Below are 23,598 nucleotides of genomic sequence, written 5' to 3' on the forward strand. Positions count from 1 at the left end.
CGGCGCGCCTTCCGGTCGTTCGAATGGTGGAAAAACTTATGTCGGATCAACAAACTTCCGCGCGGCGCCAGCTTAATCTGAACCTGTTCATCTATCCCGGCGGCCATCACGAAGCCGCGTGGCGGTACAAGGATTCCGATCTCGAACACCTGCTGGATATCGGTTACTACATCGACCTCGCCCGCCAGGCGGAGGCCGCGAAGTTCGACGGCATTTTCTTCGCCGACGGCCCGGCGCTCGCCGACAATATCAGGTATGCCAGCCGCTTCCGGCTGGAACCGCTGACCTGGCTGTCCGCGATCGCCGCGGCGACGCAGCGCATCGGCCTGATCGCCACCGCCTCCACCACCTATTACGAGCCGTACAATCTGGCGCGGCTTTTTGCCTCGCTGGACCACATCAGCAAGGGGCGCGCGGGCTGGAACATCGTCACGACCGGCGCCGAGCAGGCCGCGGCCAATTTCGGCCTCGCCAGCCACCCGGCCCATTCGGAGCGCTACAGCCGCGCGCGCGAGTTCGTCGAGGTGATCGGCAAGCTGTGGGACAGCTGGGAGGATGGCGCCATCGTCGCCGACCGCGCCTCCGGCGTCTTCGCAGATACGGACAAGATCCACACCATCGACCACATCGGCCGCTATTTCAACGTGCGGGGACCGTTCAACTCGCCGCGCACCCCGCAGGGACGCCCGGTCTACGTGCAGGCCGGCTCGTCGGCGGACGGGCGCGCCTTTGCCGCGCAATACGCGGAGGCGATCTTCACCGCGCACCAGACGCTCTCCAACGCGCAGGAGTTCTACAAGGACATCAAGACGCAGGCGCGCTCCCTCGGCCGCAATCCCGATCACGTCAAGGTGCTGCCAGGCATCAGCCCCTTCATCGGCGCGACCGAGGCGCAGGCGCGTGCTCTTTATGACGAGTTCAACGAACTCACCCAGCCCGCCTATTCGCTCGGCCTGCTGAGCAGGCTGCTCGGCGTGGACGTCAGCGGCTACGACATCGACGCGCCCTTCCCGCGCGAGATCATCCCGGCCGAGGGTGAGCGAACGGTCGCCAGCCGCTTCAAGGTGGTGGTGGACATCATCGAGCGCGAAAACCCGACTATCCGCCAGTTGACGCATCGTCTGGCGGGTGCGCGGGGACACTGGGTGGCGGTTGGCACGCCGGAGCAGATCGCGGATAATATCCAGACGTGGTTCGAGAACGGCGCTGCGGACGGCTTCAACGTGATGCCGCCGTGGCTGACGGGCGGTTTCGATATCTTCGCCCAGGAGGTGGTTCCGATCCTGCGCAGGCGGGGACTGTTCCGCGAGGAATATACCGGCACGACGCTGCGCGAGCACTATGGCCTGCCGCGGCCCGAAAGCCGGTTCAGCTTTCCCGTGCGCGAGACTGCGTGATCGTCCGGGGCGGGAGCGCTTCTCCGCCGGTTGAAATCGGCAAGCGGGGCTTCCCCCCGCGCCTTTCTCCGCGATAATGGCCCTCCGTTGCCCTGCTTCACGTCAGGAAGCCGATATAGAGGAAACGACCCATGTCATCAGACGTCAAGCCATCAGACATCAAGCGGCCCGAGACCCTCGCGCTGCACGGCGGAACCTATCGCGCCGATCCGGCGACCGGCGCGGTCGCCGTACCGATCTACCAGACGACGTCCTATCAGTTCATCGACACCGACCACGCGGAGCGCCTTTTCGCGCTTGAGGAAATCGGCCACCTTTATACCCGCGTCTCCAACCCCACGCAGGATGCGTTCGAGCAACGCATCGCGGCGCTGGAGGGCGGCGCGGCGGCGCTTGCCGTCGCCTCCGGCCAGGCGGCCTCGGCCTATTCCGTGCTGAACGTTGCGGGCGCGGGCGACAACATCGTCAGCTCCACCGATCTCTACGGCGGCACGTGGGCGCTGTTCGCCTCCACCCTCCGGCATTTCGGCGTCGAGGTGCGGTTTGTCGATCCGGCGGACCCGGAAAATTTCCGCCGCGCCACGGACGGCCGCACCCGCGCCTACTATGCCGAATCCCTGCCCAATCCCAAACTGCAGGTGTTCCCGATCGCGGAAGTCGCGGCCATCGGTCGCGAACTCGGCGTGCCGCTGATCGTCGACAACACGGCGGCGCCGCTGACGATCCGGCCGCTGGAGCACGGCGCCGCGATCGTCGTCTATTCGGCGACCAAGTACATCGGGGGCCATGGCACCTCCATCGGCGGGGTCATCGTCGACGGCGGCAACTTCCCGTGGGAAGATCACAAGGACCGTTTCCCCACCCTGAGCGAGCCGGACCCGAGCTATCATGGCGCGGTCTGGATCGAGAAGGCGAAGCCGCTGGGGCCGGTGGCCTATGTGTTGCGCGCCCGTACGGTGCTGCTGCGCGACGTCGGCGCGGCGATCTCGCCCTTCAATGCCTTCCTGTTCATCCAGGGGCTGGAGACACTGCCGCTGCGCGTCCGCCAGCACAACGAGAATGCCGTCAAGGTCGCCGAGTTCCTGAAGGAGCGGGCGGAGGTGACGCGCGTCATCTTCCCCGCGTTCCAGACCGGCGAGGACGGGCGGCGTGCGCGGGCGTATCTCCGGGGCGGCTACGGCGCGCTCGTCGGCTTCGAACTCGCGGGCGGCGTGGAGGCGGGCCGGCGCTTCATCGATGCGCTCCGGCTCTTTTACCATGTCGCCAACATCGGCGACGCGCGTTCGCTCGCCATCCATCCCGCCACGACGACCCATTCGCAGCTCTCGGCGGAGGACCAGCTCCGGACAGGCGTCTCGCCGGGCTACGTGCGGCTCGCGGTCGGCATCGAACATCCCGACGACATTCTCGCCGATCTCGCCCAGGCGCTCGGCCGTGCGGGTGTGTAGGCGTTTCCGTTTTCCACGAGTGAGAAATCAGTTTCCTGAAAGTGAATAGGGGGCAATCATGGGGCTTTCAATCAGCGGTTTCCACAAGGCGCTGACGGCACGCTGGGGCCGCACGCTCGCCGCGTCGCTCGTCGTGGCGGGCGGCCTGCTGTCGGCCGAGGCGCAGGCCGGACCGACGCTCGACAAGATCACCCAGCGCGGTACCATCAAGGCGGGCGTGGGCACCACGCCGGGCTTCTTCTCGCCGGACAGCAACGGGCGCTGGCAAGGCTTCTTCGTCGATATCGGCCGCGCCATCGCCATCGCGACGCTCGGCAACCAGGACAAGATCGAGTTCACCGTCTCCTCGCCCCAGCAGCGCCTGCCGGCCTTGCAGGCGGGCGAGTTCGACATCCTGCTGTCGGGCGTCACCGTCACCATCACGCGCGCCTTCAAGCTCGGCTTCCACTTCGGCCCGACCGTCTTCTATGACGGGCAGGGCATCCTGGTACGCAAGGATCTCGGTGTGACGAAGGCCGCCGACCTCGAAGGCGCCACCATCGGCGTGCAGAGCGGCACGACGGGCGAACTCAACATCGCCGACTTCTTCCGCAGGCACGGCAAGTCCTTCAAGGCGCTGACCATCGAGGACACGCGGCAGTTCAACGCCGCGCTGGAGGAGGGCCGCGTCGACGCGATCACGCAGGACTCCTCTGACCTCGTCGGCAAGCGCAAGCAGCTCAAAAATCCCGAAAACTACGTGCTGCTGCCCGAGCGTCTGTCCAAGGAGCCGCTCGCACCCGCCGTCGCCGGCGGCGACGACCGTTGGCTCGAACTTGTCAACTGGTCCGTGAACGCCCTCATCCAGGCGGAGGAATGGGGCATCACCTCGGCGAACGTCGACGAGTTCCTGAAGTCCGAAGACCCGGCGATCCGCCGCTTCCTCGGCGTCGATCCGTCGGTCGGCGAGGCCATCGGGCTCGATCCGAAATGGGCCTATAACATCGTCAAGACGCTCGGCAACTACGGCGAGCTGTTCGACCGCCACCTGAAGCCGCTCGGCTGGGAGCGCGGCTACAACAACCTGTGGACGAACGGGGGCCTGCTCTATTCGCCGCCGTTCCGCTGAGCCGGAATACCGCACGTGTCTGAAACAGGTCTGACCCCGGCCGCGCCGGGGCCGGCCGGCCGGATAAGGGCCTGGTGGGGGCCGCGCATCGTCACGCAGATCGTGACGGTCTGCGCGGTCCTTGCCCTGTTCTGGCTGCTCGGCCAAAACACCGCCACCACCATGGAGCGCATCGGGATCGCGCCCGGTTTCGGCTTTCTCGGACATTCCGCGAATTTCGAGATCGGCGAGACATCCATCCCCTTCAGCGCCGGCAATACCTATGCCTATGCGATGCTGGTCGGCCTCATCAACACTGTCAAGGTGGCGTTGCTGGGTTGCATCCTGACGACGATACTCGGCGTCACCATCGGCATCGCCGGCCTGTCGGGCAACCTGCTGCTCGCCGGCCTCGTGCGCGGCTACATCGAGATCGTCCGCAACACGCCGCTGCTGCTGCAACTGTTCTTCTGGGTGTCGCTGACGAAGGCGTTTCCACCGCCGCGACAGGCGGCACCGCTTTTCGACGCCGTGTTCCTGACGAACCGCGGCGTGTTCTTCCCCGCGCCGATCTTCGACGGGATGCCGGACGGCGCGGGCTGGCTGATCGGTCTCCCACTCGCGGGATACGGTCTCTTCCTGTGGCTCGCCCGCCGCCGGGGCGCGCTGACCTTGCGGCGCGGGTTGCTGACGGCGCTCGCCTGCCTCGCGCTTGCCGCCGCCCTTCTCGCGGGGAGCGGGGTGAGCGTCGGTTTCGACGTGCCCGTCCTCGCCGGCTTCAACATCCGCGGTGGGGTTACCATCACGCCCGAGTTCACGGCGCTGCTGGTCGGGCTCACGGTGAAGTTCTCGGCGGCGATCGCCGAAATCGTGCGCGCGGGTATCCAGTCGGTGGGGCAGGGGCAGTGGGAGGCCGCGCGGTCGCTTGGCATGCATCGCGGGCAGATCATGCGCCTCATCGTCATTCCGCAGGCGTTGCGGGTGATCACGCCGCTGATCACGTCGAGCTATCTCGACCTGACGAAGGATTCGAGTCTCGCGGTCGCCATCGGGTACCCCGACCTCGTCAGCGTCATCAACACGACGGCCAACACCACGGGGCAGGCCTTCGAGGCGCTGATCATCCTGATCGGCGTGTTCGTGACCATCAACCTGTCCGTGTCCTACGCCATGAACGTCTACAACCGGCGCGTCGCGTTGCGCGGGAGCGGCCCCCGATGACGACGCTCGACAACATTCCGGGTGCTCTGTCCCGTGGTCCGGAAACGCCGGAGCCGGAGGCCGGGGCGCGTAATGTCCGCCTGCCGCTCTGGCGACGCCTGCGGGCGGGGCTTTTCGGCACCCCGGGCAACACGGCGATCACGCTTGCCACGCTGCTCGCACTTGCCTGGACGGTGCCGCCGTTCCTGCGCTGGGCCGTCATCGACGCGACATGGAGCGGCACGTCGGAGGAATGCGCCGCGGCGGCGGGCGCGTGCTGGGCGTTCGTCGCCGCGAAGTTCCGCTTCATCAGTTTCGCCTTCTACCCGCCTGCGCTGCACTGGCGGCCTTTTCTCGTGGTCGTGCTGCTGCTGGCGCTGCTCGCGGCGACGGCGCTGCCGCGTTTCTGGCATCGGGGGCTGTTGCTGGCGTGGCTTGCGGGCATCGCCGCCTGCTGGCTGCTGATGGCCGGCACGCTCACGCCGCCCCCCGTACCCTCCAACCAGTGGGGCGGGTTGCCCGTCACGCTGCTGGTATGGACCGTCTGCTTCGGGATAGCGACGCCGCTCGCCATCGGCCTGGCACTCGCCCGCCGGTCCGACATGCGCAGCGTCAAGGTGCTGGCCATCGCCTTCATCGAGCTGATGCGCGCCATTCCCATGGTCGCCATCCTCTATGTGGCGATGCTGATCCTGCCCATGGCGGTGCCCGACGGCCAGCTCATCGACAAGACCATCCGCGCAATGGTCATGATCACGCTGTTCTGGTCGGCCTATCTCGCGGAGGTGGTGCGCGCCGGCCTGCAGGCGATTCCGCCGGGGCAGGACGAGGCAGCCATGGCGCTGGGGCTCGGCTACTGGCGCAGGATGCAGCTCGTCATCCTGCCGCAGGCGCTGCGCACCGTCGTGCCGGCGATGGTGAACCTCGCCATCGGCTTCCTGCTCGCCACCTCGCTGCTCGCCGTGATCGGCATCGTCGACCTGCTCAACGCCGCCCGTGCGGCGGCCACCGACCCGAGCTGGCTCGGGTTCTACGACGAGGCGTATCTGTTCGTTGCCGCGATCTATTTCGCCTTCTGCTTCGGCGGATCGCGCTACAGCATGTGGCTCGAACGCTATCTCGGCGCCGCGAAAGAGCGCGGGTGAGCCAGCTGTACGCGGCGGATTGCGGTGGCAGGGCCTTTACAACGCCCTGCCGCCCGACCATCTTTTCGCCCGAGGGCGGCAGGATTTTTTCCGAGTGACTGGAGGAACGCGATGACCCATGAACGTGCTTTGCTCGCAGGCGGTTGCTTCTGGGGCGTGCAGGACCTTGTCCGCCACCACAAGGGCGTCGTCTCGACGCGCGTCGGCTATTCCGGCGGCGATGTGCCGAACGCGACCTATCGTAACCACGGTACCCACGCCGAGGCGATCGAGATCATCTTCGATCCGGCGGTGGTGAGCTACCGGGAACTGCTCGAATTCTTTTTCCAGCTCCACGATCCGACCACGCCCGACCGGCAGGGTAACGATATCGGGACGAGCTACCGCTCGGCGATTTTCCATACGTCTCCCGAGCAGGAGCAGATCGCGCGCGAGACCATTGCCGATATCGATGCATCCGGCCTGTGGCCGGGCAAGGTCGTGACCGAGGTCGCGCCGGCTGGGCCTTTCTGGGAGGCCGAGCCGGAGCATCAGGATTATCTGGTGCGCTATCCGAACGGCTACACCTGCCACTTCGTGCGCCCTGGCTGGCGGCTGCCGGCAACGGCCGACCGGTCCTGACCGGCCGTCGCGGTTCGCGCCTTGGAGTTTTTCTCATTTTGATTGAATCAGAAAGCTGAAAAACTCTTGAGCCTGCGCGGCGTTAGAGCGTTGAAAAAGCGAAGCTTTTTCTGCCATAGGCAAATGCTGGAGTGTTTCTGTCTTTGACAGAAGCACTCTAGTCGAGCCCGAGCTTGCCGCGCAGGGTGGAGAGGTCTTCCGCCAGCGTGTTGACGGCGCCGGCCAGCACATTGCGGTCGGCGTCCGTCAGCTTCTCGTAGCTCTGGAAGCCATTGCCTTCCTTGTATTTGGCGAGGATGACGTCGACGCGGTTGAAGTTGCCCTCAACCTTCTTGACGAACTCCCCGTCATCCTTGGGCAGCAGCGGCCGGAACAGATCGAAGATCTTGCGGGAGCCGTCGAAATTGCCCTGGAAATCCCACAGGTCGGTGTGGCTGTAGCGGTCTTCCTCGCCCGAGATCTTGGTGGCGGCGACTTCCTCCATCAGCACGGCGGCGCCGCCGACGACTTTCTCCGGCGGGAAGGTGAGGCCGGCGATGCGCTTGTGCAGCTCCTCGACGTCGGCCAGCAGCTTGTCGGCAAAGGGGCCGAGCTCGGCGGTGCTGTTCTTCTCCCACAGGCCGTATTCGATACGGTGGAAGCCCGTGAAGCCGGGGTCGGCCTCGGCCTTCTCGTGGTCGTCCGCACGCGAGTCGATCGCGGCGTCGAGGTCCGAGAACAGTTCGGCGATCGGCTCTATCTGCTCGTAGCTCACGCGCGTGGGCGCGAACAGGGCTTTGGCCTTCTCCACGTCCCCGGCCTTCACGGCGTCGGTGAACGCCTTCGTGTCCTTGACGAACTGCTGCGTCGCCTTCGTGACGTAAATCTTGTACTCGGCCACCGGCGCGACGAGGTCGAGCGGCGACACCGCCGCGGCGGCTTGCGCCAGCACCGGCGCCGACGGGGCGGCGAGCGTGAGGGAACCGAGCGCCAGCGTGGTTGCGGCGGCAAATGACAACAGACTTTTCTTCATGAGGGGAACTCCGGTTGTCGAGGGGATCATCCTGCGGCCGGTACGAGGTGCGCCGCCGCGAGCAGCGGGCGGGCGAAAAAGTCGTTTTCGTCGCGCACGCCGGGAAGGGTGAAGAAATAGCCGCCGCCCACGGGCTTGATGTATTCCTCCAGCGGTTCGCCGTCGAGGCGGCGCTGGACGGTGATGAAACCATTGAGCAGGTTGGCCTGATAGCAGATGAACAGGAGGCCCATGTCGAGCTGGCCCGATTTCGTCACGCCGTTCGAATAGTTGAACGGGCGGCGCAGAATCAGGTTCGTCTCGCTCTCCGGCGTGCGCGGATTGGCGAGCCGGATATGGGAATCGTGAGGCGTGTGGACGCCGTCGGGGTCGCGGCCGAAGTCGGGAACATCGAATTCGCTTGCCCCGGGACCGCCGTCGAGCGGCGCGCCGCTGTCGCGCGCGCGGCCGAAGATGCGCTCCTGCTCCCGCAGCGGCGTGCGGTCCCAGCGCTCGACGAAGTTGCGGATGATGCGCACGGCCTGATAGGTGCCGCCCGCCGTCCACTCCGGCTCCTCCCCGCCGCGTTGCACCCACAGGATGCGGTTCATCAGCGCCGTGTCGTTGGCGTCCGGATTGGCGGAGCCGTCGCGGAAGCCCAGGAAGTTGCGGGCACTCTCGGCCGGCCGGTCCGGCACCTCCGGCAGCACGGGCACGGCGCCTTCCTGCTTCCAGCGCAGCCAGAGCAGATCGGGCAGGTTCTTGACGATGTCCCGCAGCGCGTGGATCGTCGTGTCGGCGGTGTTGGCGCAAAGCTGGATAGACAGGTCGCCGTGGCACAGGTCGGCGTTGAGCGCGTCGTTGGGGAACGCCATCATGCGCTCCAGATACTTCGGCCTGAAAGGCCCGAGACCGAAGCGACCGTCGAACAGCGATGAGCCCACCGAGACGGTGACGGTGAGATTGTCGGGGATGACCACCGGCCCCAGGATGCCGGAATCGGTGGGCGGGAAACGCGGGTCGCGCACCGGCGGCGTGCCGCCTTCCATCAGGAAGCGCGTCCGTTCCGTCAGTGTGCGGAACAGGCGCACCAGTTCGTCCGGGGTCTGCGCCAGCACGTCGAAGGACGCCACCATGCCGCAGGCCGGCCGGGGCGTGACGACGCCGGCCTGATGCTCGCCGAGGAAGGGCTGCTTCTCGGCGGTGCGGTCGCTCACCGGCGCCGTCGCCACATTGCCGCCGGCGGCGGGCTCGCGGGCAAGGCCGGGACGGGGCGCGACGCCTGCCATCATACCGGCGAGCGCCAGCGCCTTGAGGCCAAGCGCCTTCAGGATGTCGCGCCGCACGGGCGAATACGGCTTCAGGCGCGGCTCGCGCACGGGGCTGTCCGGTTCGTCGATCATGCGCCGTTCCTTCATTCGAGACCGATGGAGGCGTTGAGCTTGCCCGTTGCGTCCGCCAGCGCCTGCAGGCTCGCGGCGATGGCGGCGCGGTCCTCCCGGCTGACATCGCCGAGGCGCGCGTAACCCTGCGGGCCGCGCAAGCCGTCGATGCGGGCAACCGCCGCATCGAGCTTCGCCTGCGTTTCCGTGGCGAGCGCCGGATCGGCCTTCGCCACCAGCGGCTGCAGCAGGCCGATCACCTTGCCCGCGCCGGCGAGGGTCGCGGCGAGCGAGTCGATGTCCGTGCCGCTGTAGCGTTCCTCGCCCTCGCTTGCGATGCTGCCGGCCCAGCGCGTCAGCAGCGTCCTCGCGCCGTCCGCCATCCGCTCCGGCGGCAGTTGCAGGGCGCCGAGCCGTTCTTCCAGCGTGGTGACGTCCGCGAGCAGCCGCTCCGCGACGGGCGTGAGGCCGGCGAGGTCTCCCTGGGCGAACAGCCCGTATTCCAGACGGTGGAAGCCCGTGAAGGCGGGATCGGCCTCGCGCTTTTCGAGATAGTCGGCGCGGGCGCTGATCGCGGCGTCGAGATCGACGAAGCGCTGGGCGGCGGGTTCGATGTGCCTGTAGAGCGCGCGCGCCGGCACATAGAGCGCCCTGGCGCGCGCAAGGTCGCCATCGCGGACGGCGGCGGCGAGGTCCGCCGTGGCGCTCGTCAGGGCGCCGGATTCCAGCGCCAGGTAGACGCGGTACTCGGCGAGCGGGCCGATGAAAGCCGTCAGCGCCGGCCGGGCGGCGTTTCCGGCATCTGCCGAAGGGGTGACGGTGAGCGTGCCGCGCGGATTGCTGAGCAGGCCGCAGGTGATCTGGAACGTGCCCGTATCGAGCCTTGCCGTCAGCGTCGACGAGAAGCCGGGGGCGATGTTCTCACGCTCTTCCACCACCATCACGCCATCGAGAATTTCCCACTCCACGGTGCGGTCGGAGTTGTTGACGATGCGGAAGGTGCGCCGCCCGGCCGGAACCGTCAGCTCGTTGGGATCGCAGGTTTTTCCCGTGATGGTGACGGTGATGGCGTCGTCCGGCGCGGGCTGTGGTGCCTTGCGGGAGGCAAGATAGAACACCGCGCCGCCCGCGATCACGAGCACGACGCCGCCGGCGACGGCAAGCCGCGCCAGGCGGGAGGACGGTGGGGCGGCCTTCTCGCGGCCGGCGTTGTCTTGCGGAGATGCCATGATGAAAACGACCTTGTTCAGCCCGGCGATCCGGAGACGGCGGACGGCGCGGGGGGCGCCGGCGTCCACAGGAACCATGGCAGCGTCAGCGCGAGGAACGCGATGTAGGCGATGACCTCGCCGACCGCCGGCGTTTCGTGATAGCCGAAAAGCCCGGCGAGCACGCTGCCGGCGACGCTGTCGAGGGGGAGCCAGTGGCTCGCGTCGAAGGCGGTTGCCTGCAGGCGGTTCCACACGCCCGCCTCGTGCAGCGCGCGCAGGGCACCGGCGAGGATGCCCGCGGCCACGAACAGGATGAATATCCCCGTCCAGCGGAAGAAGAGGCGCAGGTTGAGCCGCACGCCGCCCCAATAGATGCCGTAGCCAAGCGCCGCGGCCGCGAGGAGGCCGAGGAGCGCGCCGAGCGGCACGGCCAAGCCCTCGCTCTGCTGGAAGATGGCGAGCAGGAAGAACAGCGACTCGAGTCCCTCGCGCGCCACGGCGAAGAAAGCCATACCGATGAGCGCCAGCGTGGCATTGCGGCCGCCGGTGAAGGCCGCGTCGATATGGTCGTGAAGCTCGTGCCTGATGGACCGCGCCACCTTGCGCATCCAGAACACCATCGACGTCAGCACCACGACCGCGACGAGCCCGATGATGGCCTCGAACAGCTCCTGCGCCTTCTGCGGAAAGCCGGACGACAGCGCCTGCAGGGCTGCGCCCGCGAACAGGGTGAGCGCGAGGGCGAGAAGAATGCCGACCCACACGGCCGGCAGCCACGCGGCACGCCCGGTCTGCTTCAGATAGCCGGCGATGATACCGACGACGAGCGCTGCCTCAAGACCTTCACGCAGCATGATCAGGAACGGAGCCAGCATCGTCTATGTCCACATAACCCTCAAACGTTCGCGGGCGACGAACGCCCGCGAACCCGATAATCGTACATACGAAAATCGGTAATTGCGATATAAATCATTGATATCAAACAATATTTTCTTTATTATAGGTATAATAAGCAGGGTAACCCGTTGATGCATCAGGCAAGTCGTCATGCGCCAGCGATGCCGTATCCGCTCGCGCGTGCAGCAACGGGCGGGTGGGCCCAATCTGTCAATTGACTCGGCGGGTACGACACTATACGAGCGCATGATGTTCCCGTTTTCAGGTTTCGGGATGCCTTTCGCAAGGCAAGAGGCTGTTATGCAGACCGTTCGGCAGCGTTTGTCCGTAGTGCGTTATTTCGCCGGGGCGAGGGCTTTCTGTCTTTTTGTTTTCCTCTCTTTCATTGGTATAAATACAAGCTTCGCACAGGGCGGCGGGCCGGAGAGAATCGTATCGGTCGGCGGCGCGATTACCGAGATTCTGTACGATCTCGGGCTTGCTGACAGGATCGTGGCCGTCGATACGACGAGCCTGTTCCCGCCCGAGGCGCTGAAGGAGAAGCCCAATGTCGGCTACATGCGCGCCCTGTCGGTGGAGGGGATTCTCGCGCTCGGCCCCACGCGCGTGCTGCTGCTCGACGGCGCCGGGCCGCCGGAGGCGCTGAAGCTGCTGGCGGAATCGGGCTTGCCCATCACGCACATCGGCGACGATCCGACACCCGCGGGCGTCGTGGCGAAGATCCGCGCAATCGGGCAGGTGACAGGCGCCGATGCCGACGCCGCGACGCTGTCGGAGGCGGTGGAGCAGCGCTTCGCGCTGCTCGAAGACCTCGGCAGGCAGATCGGGCAGCCGAAGAAGGTGCTGTTCGTGCTCGGCTTTCAGGGCGGCAGACCGCTGGTCGCGGGGCAGGGCACGGCGGCGGACGGCATCATCCGGCTCGCCGGCGCGCACAACGCGGCGCAGGGTTTTTCCGGTTACAAACCCATGACGGACGAGGCGATCATCGAGGCCGCGCCCGATGCCATCGTCACCATGGGCAGCGCCGCCCATACGATGGAGCCGGAGGAACTGTTCGCGCGTCCCGCCTTCGCCGGCACGCCGGCCGCGCGGGAGCGGCGCCTCATCAGCCGCGACGGGCTGTTCCTGCTTGGCTTCGGGCCGCGCACCCCGCAGGCCGCCGCCGATCTGCTGCACGCGCTCTATCCGGCAGTGCCGATACCGCCCGCCCTTGCCGCCGGCGCTCCATAACGGCCTGCGCGGGGAATGTCCATGGCATCGGCAGCAGCGCGGGATGAACGGTCGTTCCTCGCCCGGCACGGGGGCGTGGGGCTGATGGCCGGCCTCGTCCTGCTCGTGCTCGCTGCCTCGGTCGTGTCGATGGGCACGGGCGCCGTTCCGCTGCCGCCGGAACGGGTGGTGCGGGTGCTATGGCTCGCGGCGACGGGCGCGCCGGATGCCATATCCGCCGGCGACCGGCTCGTCGTCATCGGCATCCGCCTGCCGCGCACGCTGCTCGGCCTGATGGTGGGCGGGGCGCTCGCGGTGTCGGGCGCGCTGATGCAGGGCCTGTTCCGCAATCCACTTGCCGATCCCGGCCTTGCGGGCGTCTCCAGCGGCGCGGCGCTGGCGGCGGCGCTTGTCATCGTCCTCGGCCAGCCGATCGTCACTTTTGCCGCCGCCGCGCTGTCGTCCTGGACGGGCGCTGCCCCGGCCCTGCAGGGTGGGGGAACGCCCTTCGCGCTGCTGCCGCTCGCGGCCTTCGGCGGAGGGCTGCTCGTGACGTTGCTGCTCTATGCCCTTTCCACCCGCAACGGCGAGACGCGCATCGCAACGCTGCTTCTCGCCGGTGTCGCCATCGGTGCGCTGACGGGTGCTGTCACGGGCCTGCTGTCCTACATCAGCGACGACCGGCAATTGCGGGACCTGACGTTCTGGTCGCTCGGCAGTCTCGGCGGCGCGACGTGGGACCGCGTCGTCACGGTTGCGCCGGCCATTCTGCCGGTGTTCCTCGCGGTGCCGTTTCTGGCACGCGGCCTCAACGCGCTGGCGCTGGGCGAGGCAGAGGCGTTCCATCTGGGCTTCGCCGTGCAGCGCATCAAGCGGGCGACGCTGTTCCTCGTCTCCGTGGCCGTCGGTGCGGCGGTGGCGACGTCGGGAGTGATCGGCTTCGTCGGCCTCGTGGTGCCGCATCTCCTGCGCCTGCTCCACGGCGCGGACCATCGCACCCTGCTGCCGGCGAGCGCGCTGCTGGGTGGGGCGCTGCTCGTCGGCGCGGATAGCCTGGCACGCACCGTCGTCGCGCCGGCGGAGCTGCCCATCGGCATCCTGACGGCGGTGCTGGGCGCGCCCTTCTTCCTGTGGCTGCTGCTGGCGCGCGGCCGGGATCTGTCCGCATGAGCGCGCTGGAAGCCCGTGGCGTCCATCTCGCGGCCGGCGGCAGGAGCCTGGTCGAGGCTGTCGACCTGTCGGTCGCCGCGGGCGAGATGGTCGTGGTTGCGGGACCCAATGGCGCCGGCAAGTCGACGCTGCTGCGCCTGCTGGCGGGCGAGGCGCGGCCGACGCGCGGCCACGTGCTCTACGGCGGCGCGGATATCGCAGACCTGCCGCCGTGGCGGCTCGCGCTGGTGCGTGCGGTCCTGCCGCAGAGCGCGCATGTGGCCTTCCCGTTTCGCGTGCATGAGGTCGTGCAGCTCGGCATCGACGGCGTCGGGCGCAAGCTGCCGCGCGCGGCGCGCGCCGACATCATGACCGGGGCGCTGGAGGCGGGCGATGTGCTCCATCTGCGGGATCGACTCTACCAGACATTGTCCGGCGGCGAGCGGCAGCGCGTGCAGTTCGCGCGCGTTCTTGGCCAGTTGCGGGCGGGGATGCGGACCGCCGACGCGGCCTCCGCGCCCATCCTCCTGCTGGACGAACCCGTATCGAGCCTCGATCTGAAGCACCAGAGCGCGCTGCTGCGGGCCGCGCACCGACTCTCGCGCGAGGGCGTGGCGGTACTGGCGATCCTGCACGATCTCAATCTGGCGGCGGCCTTCGGCGACCGGCTCGTCGTCCTGAACCGGGGGCGCGTCGCGGCCCGGGGAACGCCGGTCGAGGTACTGACCGACGCATTGCTGCACACGGTGTTCGAGGTGCCGTTCCGGGTGGGCGCCGTCCCTCCTGCGCCGGTTCCCTTCGTGCTGCCGTTCGAGGACGCGCCGCCGGCGGAAAAGGCCGCCATGTCTCATCGACAACCGTCACGCGCCGACTGATGATGAGCCTTATTGGAGGAGCCACGATGACCAACGCCCCGGAAACACCGATCACGCCGCGCGAGCTTCCCATCGACGAAGCGGCGGCGCTTCCGTTCGACGCCGTGCGGACGGCACGCACGCTCCTGCATACCGTGCGCCGGACGTCCGTCGCCACCATCGATCCCGGCAGCGGCTATCCCTTTGCGCTGGTGACGAATCTCACCGTGCTGCCGGACGGCGCGCCCTGTTTCTTCGCCGCCGGGATTTCGTTGCAGGCGCGTAATTTCGAGACTGATGACCGCGCTGCCGTCTCCCTCGCGCCCGAGGAGGCCGGCGATGCGCTTGTGCTGCCGCGCCTCACGCTCGTCGGGCGCGTCAGCCGGATCACGGGCGACGCCTATGAAGTCGCGCGCCGCCGCTATCTGGCACGCCATCCGAAATCGGCGGTCTATCTCGGCCTGCCCGATGCCCGCCTCTACCGCCTGACCGTCGAGAGCCTCAAGCTGAACGCTGGCCCCGCCCGCAATGCGGCGCAGGTGAGCCCGGCGGACCTCGTGATCGATCCGGCCGGCGCCGAGGCGCTGCTCGACGCCGAGGAAGCGGAAATCGCGCGGCTCGACGCGCTTCCGGGCGAGGCTGCCCGGCTCGCCGGCCTTGCGGGCGCGGACGTTTCCGCTGCCTCGGCCCGGCGCTGGCGGGTGAGCGGCATCGATCCCGACGGGCTCGATGTCGTCAGCCGGGAGGCGACGGCGCGCCTGTGGTTCCCGTTCCGCGTCGAAAGGCCCGGCCAGCTCCGGGAAGCGCTGGAGTGTTTCTGTATGAGAAAAACTCTCGCACACCCTTCCCGAAGCTGAATGCCGTTACCCGTTCCGGACGGGGGTTACGCCAGATCCTGCCAGAGGTCGGCCGGCGGCGTCAGCAGCGCGACCTTGCCGTGAGCCTCGTCGCTCTGCGCGAACGCGAGGGCGACGTCGGCGCGCGCCGTGCCGGCTTCGAGCTGCCCGATCCAGTACTGCCGCCCGGCCTGATCGGCCGCGCGCGCCAGCGCCGTCGTGTAGAGGGCGTCGACGAAGGCGCCCGCCTCCAGTCCCGTGCTGCGCTGTATGAACTCGTCCGAGGCGGCGAACTGGCCGGCGAGCGACCGCACGTCCTGCCCGGCCAGTCCCTGTTCCAGCCAGAAATCGAAGCCGGTGGCATCGGCGTCACGGCCGAGAAAGGCGTGGTAGAGGCCCTGGATGTCGCTCTGGCCCGACGTGAGCAGGGCCACGCTCTGGTCGGCGTAGGTCAGCGTCTCCACGTTGCTCACGCGCTGCACCGCGCCGGTGGCGGCGTTGGTGATCTGGATGAGCCCGCCTTCGACCGCGACGGTGTAGTCCGCCCGCGCGCCGGCGAGAACGAGCGTGTCGTCGCCCGCGCCGCCGTCGATGCGGTCGTTGCCCGCGCTTTCGATAAAGCGGTTATTGCCCGCGTTGCCGAGCAGCACGTTGTCGAGCGCGTTGCCGGTGACCTGCACGTCCTGCGTGCCGTTGAGGCGCAGCGCCTCGACGTTGTCGGCGAGCGCGATCTCACCGCCGCCGTAGTAGACGGCGAGGTCGCGGCCGTCCGTTCCCTTGTCCGCCGTCAGGCCGGCGGCGTCACGCACGAGGATGTCGTTGCCACCCCAGCTGTTAGGGGCGGCGATGGCGCCGTCTCCCGCCGCGTACTGGTCGGCGATGATGCGGCCGAGATCGGGGAAGTCGGTGAACAGGCCGTCGAGGCCGAAATCGAGCAGCTTCACGAACTCCTCGACCGGGAGCTGCACGGTGCCGTCGGGGTTGAGCGCCATGAAGGATTCATCGGCCCGCACCGTCCAGAGGATGAGTTCCAGCCCGGCCGCGCGGGCGACCTGCGAGAGATCGAGCACATTGCTGATGATCCGCGTCACTTCCGCCTTGCCGTCGCCATCGGCGTCGACCGGGTTGAGCAGGCGCGTCGTCTGCAGAAGGGCGTCCTTCGCCGGCGCGAGCGCGTCCGCGTAGAGGGCTGCCATCGCTTGCGCGGCCTTGAGCGAGTAGAGATCGGTGTTGAGCGCGCTTTCCTTCGTCAGCGGGAAATCGAAGTCCTTGTAGAGGTCGGGGTTCGCGCCGAGAGCGGCGTATTCCGGGCTGAAGTGGAAATAGATATCCGCCGCGCCGCCGAGCAGCTGGACGAGCTTGAAGTCCACGCCGGCTTCCGGCATGATTTCATTTTTGAGCTGGATCAGGTTCAGCACATCGAACGACTGGATGTAGACGCGATCGCGCTCCGTGAAGTCGAGGTCCACCAGCTTGTCGACGAGCAGCTGGCTCGTATCGACGTGGATGAACGACCCGTCAACATACTGGCCGGTGTACATGAAGTGGGTGGGATGCTTCGTCTCGGGCGCGATGGCGATCTTCTTGCCGGTTTCCGCCTCAACCTCGTTGACGAGGGCAATTACTTCCTCGATCGTCGGGATGCGGAACTGGTCGTTGTATTCCGCGCTTCCCGGGCGGGCGTCCGGAATGCGCTCGCGCGCATAGAGCGTCTTGATCTCGGCGAGCGTGAAGTCCTCCGCGAACCAGCCGGAAACCGTCTGGCCGTCGAGGTTCTTCGTCGTGTAGAGATGCGCGAATTCGGGGTGGTCCGCCACGTCGGTCGTTTCGTTGAGAAGGTTCTCATGGCGGGCGATGAGGTGCCCGTCCTTGGTGACGACGATATCGGGCTCGATCACTTCCGCGCCCTGCTCGATCGCCAGCTTGTAGGCCTCAAGCGTGTGTTCCGGGCGATAGGCGCTGGCGCCGCGATGGCCGATGATGAGCGGAATCTTCGCGGTATCGTTAGACTGTTCAGACATTGGATCACCCCGATATGTTGCAGGCTACGAGTTATCAAAGGCGCCGATGGGCCGGAAACCCGATTGCAGGCCAGATTGCGATGGATACACTCGTATAAGTGATGGGGGATGACCTGCTGATGACGTAGGCTCGCGCGGCGTCGCCTTTGCGGCGCCGCAGGGGCCTGTTCGAGCCGTTAGAATCTGTCCTGTTTACGTGGAAACAGGACAGATTCCAGGTTTCTTATTTTGAGTGCATTCTGATCGGAACGCGCTCTAGAGCGTTTTCAAGCAAAGTGGAGATCAGTTTGCGTGAAGAAAGCGCGTAATATCAAAAACTTATAGCATTTCGGCGTTTCAATGAAATGTCGAAATGCTATAGCGGCCGTTACTTCGCCTGCGCCGCGGTGTCAGGCACCAGCTCCGTCTCGATGACGAGCTTCACGTCGTCGCCGATCTGGGGAACGAGGAAGTTCAGCCCCCATTCGCTGCGGCGGATCGTTCCGGTGGCGGAGAAGCCGAGCGTCGCGAGCTTCGAGACGGGGTGCGCGGCCATCGAGCCGTTGAAGGTGACGTCGAGCGTTGCCGGGCGGGTCTCGCCACGGAAGGTCAACTCGCCCTCGACGGTGCCGGTCTTGTCGCCGGTGACGCGGATCGTCCTGGAGACGAAGCGGATCGGCTTGCCGGCGAGGAAATCAGCGTCGCCGCCGACCTTGGCATCGAAGTTCTCCTTCTCAGGCCACGGGTAATCGGTGCGGACCGAGAGCGGATCGATGTCGACGGTGAGCACCGAGGCTTCGGGTTTCTTCGGATCCCATTCAAGGTGTGTGTCCACCTTGACGAACCGGGCGGTGTAGTTCGACAGCCCCAGATGGTTGAGCGACCAGGTAAGGCTCGTGTGCGACGGGTCGTTCCTGTAGACGCCGGCGGGCGCCCCGGCGTCGGGTCCCGCGGCGAGGGCGGCCGTCGCCGGGAGAATGAGGGCGGCGCAGAATGCTGCGATGCGGAGCATGGTGTGTTTCCTTTGCTGCGGTTGTCGAGCGGCGCGATGCGGCACGGGTGATAAAGGGCACGAAAGGCCAAAATATCAAGCGACCAAAATGTCGAGCAGCGTCGTGCGCCGCGGCATGACAGGCAGCGGGAAATGCATCACACCAGAACCGCCGCGACGGGGCGGCGTGGCGAGAACGGCAGCGAAGGGCCGTAGCCGAAGCGCATCACGATATCGGGCCGCAGTCCGCTCTCGCCCGCGAGCGCGGCGAGTTCCGGCCGCAGCCGTGCGACTTCGACCGCCTGGTTGACGAAGGCGTGGCGCAGGCCGAGGCCGGTTGCCGTGAGCGCGAACCGCTGGCAGGCGCGGCCCACCGCGATCCAGTGCGCCCGGTCCGCCTCCTCCGCGAGGAAGACCGCGACCCCGGCCGAGGAATCCATCTGGCGCGCGTATTTGTCGCGTTCGCCGGCAGCGGTGAAGAACAGGTCGAGAGCGATGCCGCCGAGCGGCTCCGGCAGGACCGGGTTGCCGGTCGTCGCCGAGAACAGCCCGTCGCCGGAGGCCATGGCGGAACGTGGGCTGAAGCGCAGCCAGTGCTTCAGCTCTGCGATGAAGGCCGGATCGGCCATCTGCGCGTCGTTGCCGGCGATGACGAGGTCGCGCAGGCGGTCGATCTGCGTCCTCTCCGTGAAAAGGACGAGGCGCACGCCCGGCATGTCGGCCGCTGCGCGCAGCTTGTCGAGATCGGCGGCCGCCAGCGGCCGCCCGTCATAGTCGGCGCGCGTCGACTGGCGCGCCGAAATTGCGGCCAGCAACGGGTCGGGTCGCGCCTGAGCTGTGGAAAAAGCGTAGCGCACGCTCTCGCCTTCAACCGACAGCGCGCCGGGGCGCCCGCTCGCCGTCGCCGCGATCAGCAGGTTTTCGACCGCGCAGCCGAGGCTGACGAACAGGTGATGATCGTCCGGATCGACCGCCGGCGTCCGGCGTGAGGGATCGGGCAGAATGTCGATGGTGCCGCCGTCTGCGTGGAAGCGCCACGGCTGGGTGTTGTGGCTGTTGGCGGCAAGCGTCGCGTAGCGGATGAGATCGAGGATCTGCGGCTCCGGCGCCAGCGCGGCGCGCAGGCGGCTCGCGTAGGCCTCGTAGCCGGCCATCGAGCCGACGGAGGATCGCCAGCCGTAGACGCCGAGGCCGGTGAGCAGGAGCGTGCCGCCGGCGACGGTGAGCAGGTTGCGTCTGTTCATGCGGCGGCCTCCTCGATGCCGGGAGCGTTTACGGCACCAGCACCGCCGCGCCCTGGAAGCGGCCGTGGCGCAGGTCGTCCAGCGCCTCGTTGGCGCGGGTCAGCGGGTAGACGGCGGTCTCGGCCCTGACGCCGGCCTTCGGCGCGAGGGCGAGGAACTCCGTGGCGTCGGCGCGGGTGAGGTTGGCGACCGAGACGATCTGCCGCTCTTCCCAGAGGATGCTGTAGGGGAAGGAGGGAATGTCGCTCATGTGGATGCCTCCGCAGACAACGCGCCCGCCCTTCCTCACCGCCCGCAGCGCCATCGGCACCAGCGCGCCGATGGGCGCGAAGATGATGGCGGCGTCGAGCAGCACGGGCGGCGGCTCCTCCGACGCGCCCGCCCACGCCGCGCCGAGGCGTAGTGCCAGCGCCTGCGCGCCGGTGTCGCCGGCGCGGGTGAAGGCGTAGACCTCGCGTCCCTGCCACTGCAGAACCTGCGCCAGCAGATGCGCCGCCGCGCCGAAGCCGTAGAGGCCGATGCGCTTGCCGTCTCCGGCCATTTTCAGCGACCGCCAGCCGATCAGTCCGGCGCACATCAGCGGCGCGGCGGCGATCGGATCGTCGAAGCCGTCCAGCGGGAAGGCATAGGCCGCGTCGGCGATGACATGCGTGGCGAAGCCGCCGTCGCGGGTGAAGCCCGTGAATTCGGGCGCGTCGCAAAGGTTTTCGCGGTCCTGCGCGCAGTAGGGGCAATGGCCGCAGGTGTGGCCGAGCCACGGCACGCCGACCCGTGTTCCCGCCGCCGGCCCCTCGACGCCCGGCCCCAGCGCATCGACGCGGCCGACGATCTCATGTCCGGGCACGACGGGCAGCTTGCCCTCCGGCAACTCGCCGTCCACCACATGAAGATCGGTGCGGCAGACGGCGCAGGCCTCGATCCGGACGCGGATTTCGCCGGCGCCGGGTGCGGGCAGGGGGCGCTGTTCGAGAACGAGCGGCGCGCCGGTGCGGCGCAGAACCATGGCGCTCATTGTGCCGTCGGTCGCCGCTGCCGGGTCAGATTGTCGCTGTGCGGTCATCATCCGTCCCTCCGGTCCTGCGCATGGACGAGTACCGGCGTGCATCCTGCCACGGCGGGGACAGGGAGCCAATACGCCACGCGCCGGAATGACCGCGACAAAGGGCGCAGAGCACTCCCGCCGGCTTTGGCCACGTCGCGCTGTCCACAGGCTTCATCCAGCCTCCGGGCAGCCACATTCCGCCGGTGTCTGCTGCGCAAAAGGGCGTCATATGGACCCCGGATGCGACGTCGTGACTCATTTTAAGGCAACCGTCGGCCTGCGTTCCGGGCATACTGTGGCAAAGAAGCGATAGGCGCCTCAAGCAACCCGTGCTTTAATGGCTGGGTTAATACAGAGTCAAAAAGCCAGATTGGATATCTTCTACTTTGCCTTATTGGAGGCGGACCCATGATAAAATTAACCCGCCACTTGCTGGGAGGAGCGGCATGTCTTGCCGCAGTCTCTTCTGCATCGGCCGCCGATCTGCCCGTATCGAAGAGCGCACCGGTCGAATACGTGCGCGTATGCTCCGCGCATGGTGAGGGCTTTTTCTATGTGCCGGGCACCGATAGCTGCATCAAGATTGGCGGCCGCTTGCGCACGGATTTCGCCTATACGCAGCCCAAGGGCTCTACCGTTACCGAAACCGATGGAAACGGCAACGTGACCGCCGCGTGGCGCGACGGCCGCTATCGCGACGCCACCGGCATGAGGGCGCAGGCGCGCCTGGAGGTGGACGTGCGCACGCCGACAGATTACGGCACGCTGCGTGCCTTCCTGCGCTACGAAATCGAAAAGAACACCGGGATCTTCAGCGATGACGAGAGCGGCGCGCTGGTCGACAGCGCCTATATCCAGTGGGCGGGCGTGACGGCAGGCCGCCTCCAGTCGTTCTTCGATTTCTACGCCTCGGACCTCAACTTCGGCAACGGTTTGCAGGGCACGTTCGGCTCGGACACGATTAACAACCTGCTCGCTTATACGGCGACCTTCGGCGCCGGCTTCTCCGCGACGATCTCGCTCGAAGACCGTGGCACCCGCAATGTCGGCGAGGACTGGTACGACGTCGCCGGCCAGCGCCTGCCGGATGTGGTCGCGAACCTGCATGTGGAGCAGGACTGGGGCTCGGCGCAATTGTCGGGCGCGCTGCGCCAGCTCAATTCGGGGGCGCTCTACGGGCCGTTCGCTCAACGGGTTGATACAACCTATGGCTGGGCCGTTCAGGGCGGCGTGAAATTCTCGCTGCCGACACTCGCCGAGGGTGACGTGCTGTGGCTGCAGGCAGCCTATGCCGACGGTGCGCTCACCTATATCGGCGCGGGCGACATCGAGACGGGGGACTTCCTGTCGATCGCGGCGGACGGCGCCATCGTCAATGGCGATATCAAGACGACGCGCGGCTGGAACGCGACGGCGTCCTTCCTGCACTACTGGACGCCGTCCGTGCGGCAGAGCCTGTGGGGCAGCTATACGGACGTGAGTTACGACAACGCGGTCAAGGCGGACTATGCGGCGCTGCGCAACTTCGATGTCTGGACGGTGGGCTCGAACCTGATCTGGTCGCCGGTGAGTTCCTTCGATATCGGCGTCGAGGTGCTGTATTCGAAGGCCGAGCGGAAGAGCTTCGCCGGCGAGATCATCGACAGCCGCCAGAAGTCGGAAGATCAGGTGCAGGCGCGCCTGCGGCTCCAGCGCGAGTTCTGAGCGTCAGCGGCCGAAACGGGGCCTGATAAAAATAGAGCCCGGATCGTCCTGCTGGACGGTTCGGGCTTTTTGCTAGAACTATAGAGCGCCAGACGTTCCGGTGGAATGAGACCGTGCGCTCTAAAGTTTGTATTTTACCGCAACTTTTCTTAAACTTGATGGATCGACTTGAATGAAAATTGCTCCAGACGGTGTGGTCATTTCATAGAAACGGTGACACGTTCCAGTTTTTATTTTTACGCAACTCCAGCAAAAGCGGCGCCCGCTTTTGCTGGAGTTGCTTTGGAGCAAAATTCCGATTCAAGTCGAATGCATTTTACTCTGGCGTGGATCAGGCCGCAGCGCCCGGCCCGGTCCTGCGGTCAGGGCTGGTCGTCCTCATCCTCGTCGCGCCGGGTGCTGGAGAAGACGTCACCGAGATTGATCTTGTCGTCCGCGTGCGTCGATTCATCGTCCGCATCGGCATCGTCGTCGCGCTTGAGTGTCTTGAGCTTGGCAAAGACGCTGTCCACGTCGATATCCTCGTCCTCGCGCCGCTTGGACGGCGCGCTGCCGAAGGACGAGGCAAAGCCGGGCTGCTCGTCGGGCGCCGTCGAAACCTCGGTGGGCAGCAGGCTCTGGCCGCCATCGACCTGCGGACGTGCAGGCGCATCCTTGGCGGAGCGCGACACCTCGAAATCGAGGTCGATCTGCGAGCACAGGCCGAGCGTCACCGGGTCGGCGGGCGTGAGGTTGGCCGAGTTCCAGTGCGAGCGGTCGCGAATCTGCTCGATCGTCGTCTTGGTGGTGCCGACGAGGCGCATGATCTGCGCATCCTTGAGTTCGGGATGGTTGCGCAGCAGCCACAGGATGGCATTGGGACGGTCCTGGCGGCGCGAAACGGGCGTGTAGCGCGGGCCCCGGCGCCGTTTGGCCTCCGGCAGCTTGACCTTGGGCGCCGACAGGCGCAGCACGTGCGACGGATCGGCCTCGCCACGGCCGATTTCCTCGCGTGTCAACTGGCCGGTAACGGTCGGATCGAGTCCCTTGATGCCGGCGGCGACCTCGCCGTCAGCGATGCCCTTCACCTCAAGCGGATGCAGCTTGCAGAACTCGGCGATCTGCGAAAAGGTCAATGCCGTATTGTCGACGAGCCAAACGGCGGTTGCCTTGGGCATCAGCGGTCCGGTGCTCATAGGGGGCGGCTCCTT

20 protein-coding genes are annotated in these 23,598 nt (G+C 66.9%); 11 read left to right on the top strand and 9 right to left on the bottom strand.

From position 1 onward, the window contains the following. Window positions 1-38: 38 nt before the first annotated feature. The 6 genes from ACFFJ7_RS01190 to msrA all read left to right on the top strand — a co-directional run bounded on the left by ACFFJ7_RS01190 (window position 39) and on the right by msrA (window position 6,898). A complete protein-coding gene (locus ACFFJ7_RS01190) occupies window positions 39-1,397 on the top strand; it encodes an LLM class flavin-dependent oxidoreductase (RefSeq protein ID WP_166953877.1) in 1,359 nt (452 codons plus the stop codon). A gap of 131 nt (window positions 1,398-1,528) precedes the next feature. Then, window positions 1,529-2,845 (top strand): O-acetylhomoserine aminocarboxypropyltransferase/cysteine synthase family protein, encoded by a 1,317-nt coding sequence (locus ACFFJ7_RS01195; protein WP_377590414.1) that lies wholly within the window; start codon window positions 1,529-1,531, stop codon window positions 2,843-2,845. A 58-nt stretch (window positions 2,846-2,903) separates the two neighbouring features. Beyond that, a complete protein-coding gene (locus ACFFJ7_RS01200; RefSeq protein ID WP_166953880.1) occupies window positions 2,904-3,953 on the top strand; it encodes an amino acid ABC transporter substrate-binding protein in 1,050 nt (349 codons plus the stop codon). Between the two features lie 15 nt (window positions 3,954-3,968). Beyond that, window positions 3,969-5,153: an amino acid ABC transporter permease gene (locus tag ACFFJ7_RS01205; protein WP_377590416.1), complete on the top strand. Its 1,185-nt coding sequence runs from the start codon at window positions 3,969-3,971 to the stop codon at window positions 5,151-5,153. After that, a complete protein-coding gene (locus ACFFJ7_RS01210; protein WP_377590418.1) occupies window positions 5,150-6,277 on the top strand; it encodes an amino acid ABC transporter permease in 1,128 nt (375 codons plus the stop codon). Before ACFFJ7_RS01205 ends, ACFFJ7_RS01210 begins: the two co-directional genes overlap by 4 nt. A 111-nt stretch (window positions 6,278-6,388) precedes the next feature. Next, window positions 6,389-6,898: a peptide-methionine (S)-S-oxide reductase MsrA gene (gene msrA / locus ACFFJ7_RS01215; RefSeq protein ID WP_166953884.1), complete on the top strand. Its 510-nt coding sequence runs from the start codon at window positions 6,389-6,391 to the stop codon at window positions 6,896-6,898. A gap of 157 nt (window positions 6,899-7,055) precedes the next feature. Here msrA and efeO (ACFFJ7_RS01220) read toward each other — a convergent pair whose 3' ends face one another. From efeO (ACFFJ7_RS01220) to efeU, 4 genes are read right to left on the bottom strand one after another with little or no spacing between them, the layout of a single operon-like run. Continuing rightward, on the bottom strand, window positions 7,056-7,910 hold the full coding sequence (gene efeO, locus ACFFJ7_RS01220; RefSeq protein ID WP_166953886.1) for an iron uptake system protein EfeO: 855 nt from the start codon (window positions 7,908-7,910) through the stop codon (window positions 7,056-7,058). A gap of 26 nt (window positions 7,911-7,936) precedes the next feature. Then, a complete protein-coding gene (gene efeB, locus ACFFJ7_RS01225) occupies window positions 7,937-9,292 on the bottom strand; it encodes an iron uptake transporter deferrochelatase/peroxidase subunit (protein ID WP_377590421.1) in 1,356 nt (451 codons plus the stop codon). Window positions 9,293-9,303: 11 nt separating this feature from the next. Beyond that, window positions 9,304-10,500 (bottom strand): iron uptake system protein EfeO, encoded by a 1,197-nt coding sequence (gene efeO, locus ACFFJ7_RS01230; protein WP_377590423.1) that lies wholly within the window; start codon window positions 10,498-10,500, stop codon window positions 9,304-9,306. 17 nt (window positions 10,501-10,517) lie between these two features. After that, window positions 10,518-11,357: an iron uptake transporter permease EfeU gene (gene efeU, locus ACFFJ7_RS01235; protein WP_166953892.1), complete on the bottom strand. Its 840-nt coding sequence runs from the start codon at window positions 11,355-11,357 to the stop codon at window positions 10,518-10,520. Window positions 11,358-11,679: 322 nt separating this feature from the next. Here efeU and ACFFJ7_RS01240 point away from each other — a divergent pair, with 322 nt between their 5' ends. Genes ACFFJ7_RS01240 through ACFFJ7_RS01255 form a run of 4 tightly spaced genes read left to right on the top strand, consistent with a single transcriptional unit; the run spans window position 11,680 to window position 15,448 of the window. Beyond that, complete coding sequence (locus tag ACFFJ7_RS01240) at window positions 11,680-12,609, top strand: heme/hemin ABC transporter substrate-binding protein (protein WP_377590426.1); 930 nt, start codon at window positions 11,680-11,682, stop codon at window positions 12,607-12,609. A gap of 21 nt (window positions 12,610-12,630) precedes the next feature. Then, the gene (locus tag ACFFJ7_RS01245) at window positions 12,631-13,758 is read left to right on the top strand and encodes a FecCD family ABC transporter permease (RefSeq protein WP_377590428.1); all 1,128 of its coding nucleotides are present in this window, start codon (window positions 12,631-12,633) and stop codon (window positions 13,756-13,758) included. Continuing rightward, the gene (locus ACFFJ7_RS01250; protein WP_166953898.1) at window positions 13,755-14,612 is read left to right on the top strand and encodes a heme ABC transporter ATP-binding protein; all 858 of its coding nucleotides are present in this window, start codon (window positions 13,755-13,757) and stop codon (window positions 14,610-14,612) included. Before ACFFJ7_RS01245 ends, ACFFJ7_RS01250 begins: the two co-directional genes overlap by 4 nt. Before the next feature lie 26 nt (window positions 14,613-14,638). After that, window positions 14,639-15,448 carry a HugZ family pyridoxamine 5'-phosphate oxidase gene (locus ACFFJ7_RS01255; RefSeq protein ID WP_377590430.1) on the top strand — a complete coding sequence of 270 codons (810 nt, stop codon included), beginning with the start codon at window positions 14,639-14,641 and terminating at the stop codon, window positions 15,446-15,448. A 26-nt stretch (window positions 15,449-15,474) separates the two neighbouring features. Here ACFFJ7_RS01255 and ACFFJ7_RS01260 read toward each other — a convergent pair whose 3' ends face one another. From ACFFJ7_RS01260 to ACFFJ7_RS01275, 4 genes are all read right to left on the bottom strand, one after another. Further along, window positions 15,475-17,448 (bottom strand): glycerophosphodiester phosphodiesterase family protein, encoded by a 1,974-nt coding sequence (locus tag ACFFJ7_RS01260; RefSeq protein ID WP_377590432.1) that lies wholly within the window; start codon window positions 17,446-17,448, stop codon window positions 15,475-15,477. Window positions 17,449-17,815: 367 nt separating this feature from the next. Then, window positions 17,816-18,439: a YceI family protein gene (locus ACFFJ7_RS01265; protein ID WP_377590434.1), complete on the bottom strand. Its 624-nt coding sequence runs from the start codon at window positions 18,437-18,439 to the stop codon at window positions 17,816-17,818. Between the two features lie 137 nt (window positions 18,440-18,576). Next, window positions 18,577-19,662 carry an Acg family FMN-binding oxidoreductase gene (locus ACFFJ7_RS01270; RefSeq protein WP_377590436.1) on the bottom strand — a complete coding sequence of 362 codons (1,086 nt, stop codon included), beginning with the start codon at window positions 19,660-19,662 and terminating at the stop codon, window positions 18,577-18,579. A gap of 28 nt (window positions 19,663-19,690) precedes the next feature. Continuing rightward, a complete protein-coding gene (locus ACFFJ7_RS01275; protein WP_377590438.1) occupies window positions 19,691-20,674 on the bottom strand; it encodes a zinc-dependent alcohol dehydrogenase family protein in 984 nt (327 codons plus the stop codon). A gap of 438 nt (window positions 20,675-21,112) precedes the next feature. Here ACFFJ7_RS01275 and ACFFJ7_RS01280 point away from each other — a divergent pair, with 438 nt between their 5' ends. Further along, on the top strand, window positions 21,113-22,408 hold the full coding sequence (locus ACFFJ7_RS01280) for a porin (RefSeq protein ID WP_166949008.1): 1,296 nt from the start codon (window positions 21,113-21,115) through the stop codon (window positions 22,406-22,408). 362 nt (window positions 22,409-22,770) lie between these two features. Here ACFFJ7_RS01280 and ACFFJ7_RS01285 read toward each other — a convergent pair whose 3' ends face one another. Next, the gene (locus ACFFJ7_RS01285; protein ID WP_166949010.1) at window positions 22,771-23,583 is read right to left on the bottom strand and encodes a DUF1013 domain-containing protein; all 813 of its coding nucleotides are present in this window, start codon (window positions 23,581-23,583) and stop codon (window positions 22,771-22,773) included. Window positions 23,584-23,598 lie beyond the last annotated feature (15 nt).

The sequence above is a fragment of the Pseudochelatococcus lubricantis genome (assembly GCF_042432495.1).
GTDB lineage: Bacteria > Pseudomonadota > Alphaproteobacteria > Rhizobiales > Beijerinckiaceae > Pseudochelatococcus > Pseudochelatococcus lubricantis.

Coding starts and splice junctions, on each gene's coding strand:
- ACFFJ7_RS01190 (WP_166953877.1), top strand. CDS start 39: ATGTCGGATCAACAAACTTCCGCGCGGCGCCAGCTTAATCTGAACCTG.
- ACFFJ7_RS01195 (WP_377590414.1), top strand. CDS start 1,529: ATGTCATCAGACGTCAAGCCATCAGACATCAAGCGGCCCGAGACCCTC.
- ACFFJ7_RS01200 (WP_166953880.1), top strand. CDS start 2,904: ATGGGGCTTTCAATCAGCGGTTTCCACAAGGCGCTGACGGCACGCTGG.
- ACFFJ7_RS01210 (WP_377590418.1), top strand. CDS start 5,150: ATGACGACGCTCGACAACATTCCGGGTGCTCTGTCCCGTGGTCCGGAA.
- msrA (WP_166953884.1), top strand. CDS start 6,389: ATGACCCATGAACGTGCTTTGCTCGCAGGCGGTTGCTTCTGGGGCGTG.
- efeO (WP_166953886.1), bottom strand. CDS start 7,910: ATGAAGAAAAGTCTGTTGTCATTTGCCGCCGCAACCACGCTGGCGCTC.
- efeB (WP_377590421.1), bottom strand. CDS start 9,292: ATGATCGACGAACCGGACAGCCCCGTGCGCGAGCCGCGCCTGAAGCCG.
- efeO (WP_377590423.1), bottom strand. CDS start 10,500: ATGGCATCTCCGCAAGACAACGCCGGCCGCGAGAAGGCCGCCCCACCG.
- efeU (WP_166953892.1), bottom strand. CDS start 11,357: ATGCTGGCTCCGTTCCTGATCATGCTGCGTGAAGGTCTTGAGGCAGCG.
- ACFFJ7_RS01240 (WP_377590426.1), top strand. CDS start 11,680: ATGCAGACCGTTCGGCAGCGTTTGTCCGTAGTGCGTTATTTCGCCGGG.
- ACFFJ7_RS01245 (WP_377590428.1), top strand. CDS start 12,631: ATGGCATCGGCAGCAGCGCGGGATGAACGGTCGTTCCTCGCCCGGCAC.
- ACFFJ7_RS01250 (WP_166953898.1), top strand. CDS start 13,755: ATGAGCGCGCTGGAAGCCCGTGGCGTCCATCTCGCGGCCGGCGGCAGG.
- ACFFJ7_RS01255 (WP_377590430.1), top strand. CDS start 14,639: ATGACCAACGCCCCGGAAACACCGATCACGCCGCGCGAGCTTCCCATC.
- ACFFJ7_RS01260 (WP_377590432.1), bottom strand. CDS start 17,448: ATGTCTGAACAGTCTAACGATACCGCGAAGATTCCGCTCATCATCGGC.
- ACFFJ7_RS01265 (WP_377590434.1), bottom strand. CDS start 18,439: ATGCTCCGCATCGCAGCATTCTGCGCCGCCCTCATTCTCCCGGCGACG.
- ACFFJ7_RS01270 (WP_377590436.1), bottom strand. CDS start 19,662: ATGAACAGACGCAACCTGCTCACCGTCGCCGGCGGCACGCTCCTGCTC.
- ACFFJ7_RS01275 (WP_377590438.1), bottom strand. CDS start 20,674: ATGAGCGCCATGGTTCTGCGCCGCACCGGCGCGCCGCTCGTTCTCGAA.
- ACFFJ7_RS01280 (WP_166949008.1), top strand. CDS start 21,113: ATGATAAAATTAACCCGCCACTTGCTGGGAGGAGCGGCATGTCTTGCC.
- ACFFJ7_RS01285 (WP_166949010.1), bottom strand. CDS start 23,583: ATGAGCACCGGACCGCTGATGCCCAAGGCAACCGCCGTTTGGCTCGTC.